The organism is Fimbriimonadaceae bacterium, from assembly GCA_019638775.1.
GTDB lineage: Bacteria > Armatimonadota > Fimbriimonadia > Fimbriimonadales > Fimbriimonadaceae > JAHBTD01.
This window is the reverse complement of record JAHBTD010000040.1, coordinates 1-8,899: the sequence shown is the minus strand read 5'-3', so window position 1 is coordinate 8,899 and position 8,899 is coordinate 1. Positions and strand designations below refer to the sequence as shown.

The window sequence follows — 8,899 nt, the reverse complement described above, 5'->3', positions numbered from 1 at the left end:
TGCGGTGAGAAAGAAGGCTAGACCAGCCGAAACCGCTAACACCAGTTTATACCAGACCCCGTTAAATGTCACCAATGGGACAAACACCCCGAACAGGGCGATGCCCTTGCTCAGATCGTAGATGGTTCGGATCCCGCTGTCGATCTGATTGGAATTTGGGGGCCAGAAGGGGTGATGTCTGGGAATAGAGCGGCGTCGGAAGGGACAACGGATCGAAGGTGTCATGGCACCCTCGATGGGCCGCTGCCAGCCGCGTGTTGTTGCTCAATCCAGCGTCGCCGTGCCCCCTTGGCATCAGGATGGCACTCCCGACACCGCCAGGCATCCCAGAAGGCTTGGCGCTCGGTGTATTCAGATTCAGGGATGTCCCAACAGAGCGCAATACCACAAGAACTACAGATTGGGGTTAGGCCACCATCAAGCGTGCTCGCGGTTTTTGTGACGCCCATAAGGAGCCTCCACAGAACGATTGGGATTCACGAACGCGCACCCACTGCCCGCTAGAGCGGGCCTGAGTAGCGGGAATCGGCTAGCGTTACCAGGCCGCGCAGGCGTCGTCGCAATAGTGCTGCCATCGGGAATCAGGTATGAAGTCGCACCCGCAGTTCCGGCATTCCCGTGTCGTGTCTATCCAGCTATCTGGACAGCCGGTTTCATGACAGGGCAGTCCATTCACGCGAAGCATCTGACAAGAGGAACAGGAATAGCGCCGCCGGAATCGTCCCGTCACGGAATCGCGCATAGGTGCATGCATGGTTGTGCTCTTTGGATAAATGCTGCGTCGAGAGGAAGGAACGGCAATCAACACCACCAGCCGATGGAAGACAGTTTTCTCATCTAATGGGGCTATCTTGATTCTCTCCTGTTTCATCCGAGTTTCAATATATTAACCACACGCTGTGGGCTCAGAGTCTGTCGAAAACCAGCCTCTCGGACACCTCCCGCTGTTGCGTTTCGAATCAAAGCCCGTGAGACGTCGGAAGAACGTTCGTAGTCATCTTAGGACGTATAAGTGGGAGCGTGTTGCGTCAGTGGTCCGTGGTCCGCGAAGGAGAAATACCTACCGTTGCCGATCACCACATGATCGAGGAGTGCGATGCCGAGGAGTTGGCCCGCCTCGGCGATCCGAGTGGTGAGGGCCCGGTCTTCGGGGCTCGGTGAAGGATCGCCACTCGGGTGGTTGTGAACGATGACCAGGCAAGCCGCGTTCAGGAGAATGGCACATTTAAACCTGAATCCGGCGTGAAAATGATGACTTCACAGTTTGAGTCTCTCGATCTGATGGAGCGCATGCTTCCAAGCCGCCTCGCTCGGCCCACTCGCAGGCAACGCCAAGCTGGGCCGGTTCCCCACGCGACGCAACTGGGCGGGCATCAACAGGATCTTGCTGCGGAGGGTCTGCAGCGTGGCTGCCTGAAACTCCGGCGGAAGGCAGAGCCGCTTGAACCAGTTCACCAGGTTGTAGGCCAGCAGGAGCAGATGGAAGTAGGTTGCGTTGGCGAAGAAGTGCCGCGTGGGGATGCTGCCCAAGGCATAATCCCCTTTGAGTTGCTTGATCAGCAGCTCCACGCCGGCCCGGTCGTTGTAAAAGCGCCAGAGGTTGAGCGGCTTCAACGGCAGGTTGGTGACCAGCACTTGGTAGTGATACTTGCCAAGCTTGAAGAGCGTCAACTGCGCGGTCGGCTCCTCCGGCTGAGGTCGTCGCACGACGACGAAGCGATACGGATGCGGCCAGCCGGTCGGCTGAGAGCGGAACTCGGCGACCTCGATTCCACGACTCGGGGTGGTGTACCGGAGGTGCGCCAGCTTGCGTTTGATCGGGGCCGTCAGGCGAGCGACGATCACAAACCGGGCCCGCCGGGCTTCGAGCCACTCGACCAGCGCGTGGTCGTAAAACCCTTTGTCCGCGCGGACAATCACCAGTCGGACTCCGGTGGGAATCTTCGCGAAGCAGGCGGCGAGGAGGTCGCGTGTCCCGCTGGCCGTATGGACATCGCCAGGCCGCAATTCCCCATGCCAGAAGTCTTTGCTCCGGCCCTCGAAGCAGAGCAGGGGGTGATACGACGGTCGCCCACGCTTGATCGGGTTGTAGCCGATCTTGGCGTGTTCCTGGTTGCCGTAGAGCACGAGCACGGTCGAGTCGACATCGAAGATCAGCCGTGTGGGCACACGCGGCTGGCCGGTCATCTGGTGCAGAACGCGATCGTGAAGGGCGCGCAACTGTGGCAGTCCAGCCGGGGCCACTCGCAGGAGGAACCGCCGAAGCGTGGTCGCATCGGGGTAGCGCGGCAAGCCGGTCAGGTACTGAAACACGCCGTTCTGCCGCAGCAAGTGAGTCGTTTCGAGCCGTTCGAGGCCAAGGATCATCGGATAGAGCACCGCCAGAAACATCTCGCCGAGGCTGTAACGATTGTTCCGCTGAATCAGTCGGATCTGTCGGGCGAGGCTGGTTTTGAAGCCAATCCGCGACAAGAACCGATGCAGGAGGTAGACGCCGCCGTAATGCGTCAGCGTCGTGGCGCCAAACCTGATCGCGAGCTTCCGAGGTCCTCGGGCCATCGCACGGAAAGCTACCGTTTCGGTAGCTTTCGTTCAAGCCCCCTTTCCTCAATTTTGAGGGCCACAGAATGCGTCGGACGGAAGATCTCACGATGGAGTCACGCCGGATTCAGGTTAAAGACTTCTCTAGGATGGACGATCGTGGTGCTGAGTGTGCCCATTGCCACATGATTCATCCCGATGGGCACATGTTTTGTATCGAGAAAGAGAGCATAAAGATGTTCGCGATCTTGGTTTTCGCAGATGTCTTTGAAGTATCGGTAGACGTCTTCCGAAAACTGGCATCGAGTCTTGGCGTGGAACGTCGATGCGGCCTCTTTGATAAGACTGATGGTGTACCGCGGAACGTCGTAGATCCCGAGCTGGTGTTGATCGAGAGCAGTCTTCACGGGCGATCCTCTCCTCATGGTGAGCCGGTGAGTGCGAGCGCACGCTGGTTTTCGTGACGCTACCCTGTCAGGCGGTGATGTGCGGCGCGTTGCCTGCGAAGCATATATAGCCCTTCTCGAACGATGTAGACGGCCAAGAGCACGAGGCGCCCACCAAGCGCGAGGATCAGGAGCAGGCCAATCGCACCACATAGAAGAGCAAGGGTGACGACTAGCAGTGCGCGGACGTTCAGGAGATCAAAAGTGTGTGTTGCGGTCTCTTCTAAGTGAGGTCTCTGAAACGAACGCTGCCTGCCGACTGGACTGATCTTCCACGATATCGGCGTGCCACCTGTATTCCGCTGCATCTCAACGGTGTCTCTGTCGTATGGAGGAGGTAACGGCGCACTTGGGAGCGGAGGCGTCGAGCGTCCGGAGGAGCAGCCAGCATCTGCCGCACGCTGACAGAAATGCTTCCAAACGGCCGGAATGTACGCGGTGGACCCGTTGTAGCCGGCAACGGCTCTCCAGGTGCGACCATGCTTCTGGATTGAGGTCTGAAGGATCAAACTCGAGGCGTAGAGATTGACACATGGTTCTAGAAGATCGCGAGACTGGATTTGGTGGTGTCTGGCCAGCCAGCCCAGGTGTTGTGAACTGATCTGAGCGATCCCGATATCAACATTGGGAGCGGTCTGGAGAAGACGAAGGAGCATGGCGACCGCATCCTCCTGGCGACGTGCAGCATAACTATGTCGTCTCCCAGTTTGGTCGCTCCAGCCCAAGGCCCAGGGGTGACCTGCCGACTCGGTTTGGACGATCGCATGGAAGAGGTCAGGATCGATGGCGAGGGTTTGGGCATAGTGGATGAGGCATTGCTGCCACGATGCTCCCGTGAGCGGAGCTTCCGGTTTGGTCTGTGCCAATGTTTGAGAAGGAGATGCGGGCAATATGAGAAATAGCGTCAACGAGATAGCCGCGTAAGCCTGACGACGCATGGCAAGTCTCCCTCTTGTGAATGGATGGTACGCGACCATCCTCCACTCTGCGTGCGACGCACGCCTGAGGCCGATTCTGGTACGAAGACAGTGATGGGTCGTGAGGTGACGTCTAGCTTGCGAGAAGAGATGCGAGCTGGGGACGTGTCTCACATCTGTTGAAAGCGAATGGCCGACGCTCAGGGAAGCATGAGCAGGAACTCAAGCAGTAGAATGCAGGAAGAGGAATCGATGATCGACCACGTGCACAATCACTGCTCGGACTTGCTGCCAGCTTAGCTGACCGAGACCACATCCTGGGTGCGGACAATACAGCCGGTCGATGCGTTCACGTGTGAGAATGAGCTGGATGTGCTGCAGGCTATTCTGGATAAGGGCGAGGTCAGACGCGGTACGAAAATGATGTTTGGTGGGCAGGGTCATGATCCGCATGGAGGGAATCGATGTGGGAATGTTGCCGAAACGGCGTAGATGGGTTCCTAGCAGCGAGGGCAGGATAGGAAACCGGTCCGCGGCCTGTTTGGAAAGCCCCGCTCCCATGACGCCATGCCCATTTGTTCTTATCACCCCGTTTGTTGTAATGGCGATCCAAGAACCCTGAGCATGAACATCCCAGAGGTCGCCGTGTGCTTCGAGGACTCGCATGCTCTCCCTCCCCACCTGGGTGACAACCAACACATTGGGGCGCAGCGCGAGCCAGTACCGGGTGGGTCGGTCGGCACCGGTGGCGTGCTGTCAGCGTATCTCGCTCACCATCCAGGAAAGACCAGCTGCAGGTCCTCGTGATCGACGGCATCGTTGATGGGAGGAATGAGCGAAATCTCTTCAGGTATTGGCGTGGCGACTGAGAGGAGCGAGGCTTGGTTTGTGAGGCCATGTTCCGCGTCCGTGGCATGGAGAATTTCTTGAGGCAAGGGGAACGCGAGCCAGGGGGCGTAGAGAGCGCCGTTGATGAGACATGCCGTACGGACCACTGCATCCCTTTCGATCCCGTAGAGCGAGAGGCTGACGTTCGATGCCAGCAGGAGCATCCTTCCGGTTCCGGATCCTGCGGGATCTGCAATGGATTTGACCCGCAAGGCGTTCCGTGCGGCTGGGGAGAGGCTGTCGGCGTCGGGAAGCATCATCCGTACGATGAGCTGACAGACGCTCATGGGGGTCGGATAAAACCCGTTTGGATTGGCCCACGGCCCACGGCCGATCCCCTCCGCGATGATATCGCCCCAATAATCGTAAGGGTGGAGTACCAATTCTTGGAGATTGACGGCTTGGTAGAGCGCGGCTTGCGTGTTGTCCGCGAGCGACGGGGGGACGTGGTTAAGTTTTAAAGAGAACGCAATCCAAGCAATGAGATTGGTGAGGCCTGTCCAGCTGGACTGATGCTCGGCGGCGAGCGTGACCCAGCGTTGCAGAAGCGTGATTGTGTCTCGATGGGGGGTGTGGAGAAATTCAATCTGCGGAATCGGGGCGTCCGGAATCCGTCTCTCGTGAAGTATGTCTAAATGATAGCCCCATCGATTTGGAACCCTAGGCAGCACGCGATGCCCTTCCCAAATCATTGGTAGGGCCCATACGGCATAACGATAGGCTGGGATCGGGTCGTCTAACCGTGGGAGACGTCCCTGCTCCCGCACAAACTGACAGAGTTGTGCATACGACAGAAAGTCTGAGTCGACCATAGCCTGGTACATCCCATTAAGCGACGGGTTAGTGATGCAGTGGAGACCGGAACGGTGGACGAACGCAGATGTCTGGGGTGAAGAGGCGCGAAAGACGCTTGGCGGATGCTCTAGGCTGGTTCCGCCGGCTGAGCCAGCAGAAGCGAATCGATGGCTTGTCGTAGCGCCCGGAAGCCGAAGGGCTTCTGGAGGAATGGCCACGCGTGGGACTGGTCTGGTGGTTCCGCGGGGCGCGGATCCTGATCGGCTGACATCAAGATGCCCTTCACTTCCGGTTGCCGCTGGCCTAAAGCGCGAATCAACTCGACACCTGACATCCCAGGCATTGAGTGATCAGTAATTACGAGATCTGGGTGGGTTTCGTTCCAGGCATGCAGTGCTTCTTGGCCGGAGCCTGCTTCGACGATGATATGTCCCGCTTCTTCAAGCATCGTCCGGAGACAGGCTCGGATGTCTGAATAGTCGTCAACGATCAGAATGATGGCCATGCGAGGTCTCCATGGCTGAAGGGTGTTGGAACAGGGCCAGCGTGGATTGAGTCAACGATTGAATACGGGTCCAGAGTTCGGCGGCCCGTACATGGCGTGGACGGTGCCGGGCGGTTCTGAGTCTGATGCGGTCTGCAGCCGTCCACTGCTTGGCTAAGAGATCCAGAGTCTGATCGATCGTGATCGGGTGAGTGTGATGGTGTTTCGACATGACTGAGTGAGTCCTCTTCTGAATGGGGACATGGTCCGTGGCACATCGGATGCCAAGCGGTTAACTGGGCTTGGATTGGGTGATACCGTCCGGAGCGTGGTCCTCGATCTCAGCTTTGATCTTCGCGATGCCACTGCTGAGAAAGGCAAACAGCCGGTTCCCTCGTTGAATGGCCGTGCTCAACTCATCGATGTTGATATCGCCTTTCGTAGCTCTGGCTGAGAGGTCCTCCAATTCCTTGAATGCCGCGTCATAGGACGTGGGCAGTTGGGGGTGGGACGTGTTTTCATTGCTCATGCGAAGGCTCCGTGTGAAGGGTGGTGGCGGTAATCCTGCCGTCCTGAACGTGAATATGTAGCTGCTCTCCAGCGATGACCGTCCTACGAGAGGTCACCATCCGTCCGTGATGATCAAGGACATAGGCATAGCCTCTGGCAAGAAGATGTTGTGGGTCTGAGAGGGTCAAGGCCTGGAGGAACGCGGTGATGGCGCCTTTTAGGGTATCGACGCGCGAAAGTCCGGCGGTATGCAGGCGTACCAGTGTAAAGGCGTACCCCATGGACAACTGTGAGAGCGCTTGAGTCAGGCTGGCGGTAAGGCTGTATCGAAGGGTTCTTCGTTGCTGGTAGCTGGCTTCGAGGCGATCGCGGAGTGCGCGCTGGAATCGCTCATGGGCGTGCTGTGACGCTGTCGCGTGAGCCTCGATCGTGATCCGGGCGCGTTCCCAGAGGGCATGCCGGGTGAGCGTGAGTGCATGAGTCCATTCTAGCAACGTGTGTCGAGTATGGGCATGTAGCGTTGCATGGGTCGTGAAGAGACATTCGCGGATGCGGTCCAAATGGCTGACGAGGTACTGCCCGGCAGCGGTTGGCGTAGACAAAGCTTTCGCCGCCACCTCGTCACAGATCGACCGATCGAGGTGGTGGCCCAGCCCTGTCAGGACGGGTTTGCTTGCTGTCGCGACGGCGCGGGCGACGTCGAGGTTATCAAACGCGACCAAATCTATTTCATTTCCGCCTCCACGCGACATGACAATGACATCGAGCGGTGTGGTGTGTGCGGCGACATCGTGGAATGCCTTGAGAAGCCCTGGGATCGCTCCGACTCCTTGGACGGCAGTATGGAAAATAGTGGTTTCAAATCGGTACGGACTGCTGTGCAGGACATTTAAGATATCGTGAACGGCGTCACTTCCTTGCTTGCCGATGATGCCGATTCGCAATGGGAATCGTGGCCATGGAAGGCTGGCATTGCGAGTAAGGAGGCCCTCCTCTTTGAGGGTGCGAAGAGCTGCTTCCCGTTGTTGCTGTCGCAGTCCAAGCATGCCGATCGTGCTGAGCTGGTGAATGAGCACATAGATCGTGTTCTTATTGGCCCAAAACCCCAACGTGGCCTCGACAACGACCTCGACTCGAGAATCCCGACTCAGCAGGTCGTGGCCGAACTGTTGGCCTTGTTCGAGCACCTTCCTGATGACCGCTGGTTCCCAGATCATGGCGTCAATCGCCATATTTGGATTGTCTGTGTCCGCCAGAGTGACCGAGAAGAAGCCCTTTTGCCCCTTATTGGCCTGGGGTTTGATCCATTGGGCTTGGAGCAAGTACGTCTGCTTGGTCAGCATCGGCGCGAGTTGTCGACGAATGCGTTGCGAGAGCATCCCAATAGAGAGAATTGGCTGTGGCGTTTCGGTTGAATGAGTAGATGGGAGAGACATCGTCATGGTTCTCAGGGCTGTGTCAGTGCTCGGTTAGGGCGTCGTGGTATCAGCGAGGCGGTTGCCCTGCGCGTGAGCGCCATCCGGTTAGTAAACATCCGTCGTCACTCATCCACCAGGAGGTGTCTGTCTTCGGCACACTGACATCAGTGTCCGTCCGTGCCCAAGATCGGCCGGACGCCATGGCTCTGTGGAGGTGGATGGCCCAGGGGATCCCCACAGTTGCGGATATAAAGGACCGAAGCGCGAGGGCTTGTTCAAGATATCGAGGAGCCCGAGTCCAATCGGCCCGAGCGAATAGAACGTGGCCGTCCAGCCGATGCTCATTTCCAGTAGGATGATGGTCGTGGCGTTGAGCAGGATCAGACTCGTGAAGGTGTACTCTAACTGTTTCGGCTCGAGGAGCCGACAAATCTGGTTGGCAAAAAGAAGCTGCGATGATCGTCATGCCAACACCAATCGAGTCATTGTCCGCTGTGGCCATGGCTTCCTGACGACGGCAGAGCATGAGCATCGTCGCGCTGCAACTGAGGGTGAGTATTTGTCAGCGTAGGAGGCTACCCCCCTGGGGATGAAGACGAAGACCCATAGCCCTCATGAGGTGTGTTCGCTTAGGCCTCCTGGTCCTGTATCGTGCTCGTGCCGGCGTGGATCACGGCCAGTTGCAAGCGAGTCAGTCGTCGTCCTTTGATCCCTTCCCGTTTCATGATGGCTTTAAGGGCCTCATTTGCAGCCAGCCGTAGATTACTCGCCGAGATTCTGATGTGTTGCCGGCTGTGCTTGACCAACACTTCAGGGAAGATGACCGATACGGCGTAATCCTTTTTCATAGCGCCTCGTGAGTCGAGGGAACGGCTTGGGTGCGAGACTTCAACTCCGTAG

12 protein-coding genes are annotated in these 8,899 nt (G+C 57.8%); all 12 read right to left on the bottom strand.

From position 1 onward, the window contains the following. Positions 1-225: hypothetical protein (locus KF784_18820; protein MBX3121119.1), on the bottom strand; the 225-nt coding region annotated here is incomplete at its 3' end. Beyond that, on the bottom strand, positions 222-449 hold the full coding sequence (locus KF784_18815; protein MBX3121118.1) for a hypothetical protein: 228 nt from the start codon (positions 447-449) through the stop codon (positions 222-224). The genes KF784_18820 and KF784_18815, both read right to left, overlap by 4 nt. 550 nt (positions 450-999) lie before the next feature. After that, on the bottom strand, positions 1,000-1,218 hold the full coding sequence (locus KF784_18810) for a hypothetical protein (GenBank protein ID MBX3121117.1): 219 nt from the start codon (positions 1,216-1,218) through the stop codon (positions 1,000-1,002). Positions 1,219-1,257: 39 nt separating this feature from the next. Then, positions 1,258-2,559: an IS1380 family transposase gene (locus KF784_18805; protein MBX3121116.1), complete on the bottom strand. Its 1,302-nt coding sequence runs from the start codon at positions 2,557-2,559 to the stop codon at positions 1,258-1,260. A gap of 98 nt (positions 2,560-2,657) precedes the next feature. Beyond that, positions 2,658-2,948 carry a JAB domain-containing protein gene (locus KF784_18800; GenBank protein MBX3121115.1) on the bottom strand — a complete coding sequence of 97 codons (291 nt, stop codon included), beginning with the start codon at positions 2,946-2,948 and terminating at the stop codon, positions 2,658-2,660. Between the two features lie 59 nt (positions 2,949-3,007). Then, positions 3,008-3,925 (bottom strand): lytic transglycosylase domain-containing protein, encoded by a 918-nt coding sequence (locus tag KF784_18795; GenBank protein MBX3121114.1) that lies wholly within the window; start codon positions 3,923-3,925, stop codon positions 3,008-3,010. Positions 3,926-4,126: 201 nt separating this feature from the next. Beyond that, positions 4,127-4,570, bottom strand: a complete 444-nt coding sequence (locus tag KF784_18790; GenBank protein MBX3121113.1) for a hypothetical protein — start codon at positions 4,568-4,570, stop codon at positions 4,127-4,129. A 104-nt stretch (positions 4,571-4,674) separates the two neighbouring features. Then, a complete protein-coding gene (locus tag KF784_18785) occupies positions 4,675-5,604 on the bottom strand; it encodes an SAM-dependent DNA methyltransferase (GenBank protein MBX3121112.1) in 930 nt (309 codons plus the stop codon). 110 nt (positions 5,605-5,714) lie between these two features. Continuing rightward, positions 5,715-6,092, bottom strand: coding sequence for a response regulator (locus KF784_18780; GenBank protein MBX3121111.1), 378 nt, complete (start codon positions 6,090-6,092; stop codon positions 5,715-5,717). A 271-nt stretch (positions 6,093-6,363) separates the two neighbouring features. Next, entirely contained in the window at positions 6,364-6,600 is a 237-nt protein-coding gene (locus tag KF784_18775) for an exodeoxyribonuclease VII small subunit (GenBank protein MBX3121110.1), read from the bottom strand. Further along, entirely contained in the window at positions 6,590-8,017 is a 1,428-nt protein-coding gene (xseA, locus tag KF784_18770; protein MBX3121109.1) for an exodeoxyribonuclease VII large subunit, read from the bottom strand. The genes KF784_18775 and xseA overlap by 11 nt, the downstream gene beginning before the upstream one ends. A 611-nt stretch (positions 8,018-8,628) precedes the next feature. Beyond that, positions 8,629-8,899, bottom strand: a 271-nt coding sequence (locus tag KF784_18765) for a hypothetical protein (protein MBX3121108.1), incomplete at its 5' end; no start/stop codon positions are given.